Here is a 1,024-nt window from a genome sequence, read left to right as displayed (position 1 = left end):
GATACACACGATGTGGTTATGGTTACGAACTTCTGCCTCTCGCTCAAAACAGGCATTTTCTCACGCTGTATCAACGGATAGCGTCTATTAACTCTGGTCCTTGATTCCTAACATTCCCAACGGCACGTGTTACGGCGTGCCATATAAATTTTTCAGCCGGCACGGCACCGTCGACTGCAATTTCCGCAGCTTCTTTCCCTCCAACATCCTGCCTCATCCATTCGCGAGCTGCATCTGGCGATAGTACTAGCGGTCGCCTGTCGTGAATATCAAGCAGTCCTTTGTCAGCTGCAGCTGTAACTATCAGAAAACCTTCTGCTTCATCACCTCGTTCAAATGGTGTGCTGCCAATTGCCGCTATGAATATTGGCTGACCATCGGTCCGATGAATGAAGTAGGGCTGTTTATTATCGCCTTCCTTTTTCCACTCGTACCAACCATCAGCAAAGCAAATTGCGCGGCCATGCTGCCAGAGCGGTTTAAACATTCTGCTGGTGGCCGCAGTTTCAGACCTTGCGTTAATTAGCGGTGATTTATCCCACCACCCAGGGGCGTAACCCCAGATAACTGGATCAAGATGCAGTTGTTCATCACGTTCACTCAGAAGCAGAACTTTGGTGCCTGGCGCTACGTTGAAACGCCCGATGGGTTCTGGATCGTATGGAATATCGCGCTCAGCTTCATCTGAGAGCAGGGCGAGATAGTCTTCACGTGTCATTGACTGTGAAAAGCGTCCACACATAGAAACCTCCAGTTAACTGTCAGACTGAAAGTATAGGATATTGGTTAGTACGAGAGTATTTGAACCTCCACACCACTAATATTCCATTACGTTTTGCTACCTTTTCGAGGCTGTTATATGGCCGATAAACCACTACCCATTGTTACTTTTTTGGGGGCAAATTTGGGGGCAAAAATCAGTTAGGGGCATGATTTGGGGCGATGAAATGACTCATATTGCCTGTGATTGTCTAAATTCATTTTTTACTAACTGATTGATTTTATGATAATTAACTGTATTTAC

The 1,024-nt window shown here is 46.2% G+C and carries 1 protein-coding gene; it reads right to left on the bottom strand.

The features are described 5' to 3' along the window. Positions 1-70: 70 nt before the first annotated feature. Positions 71-742: an SOS response-associated peptidase gene (locus NNO08_RS22840; protein WP_271440819.1), complete on the bottom strand. Its 672-nt coding sequence runs from the start codon at positions 740-742 to the stop codon at positions 71-73. Positions 743-1,024: the final 282 nt, after the last annotated feature.

This window comes from Citrobacter sp. Igbk 17 (assembly GCF_028069775.1).
GTDB lineage: Bacteria > Pseudomonadota > Gammaproteobacteria > Enterobacterales > Enterobacteriaceae > Citrobacter.
Note: the sequence above shows the minus strand (reverse complement) of the source record. Positions and strands in the feature narration are given on the sequence as shown.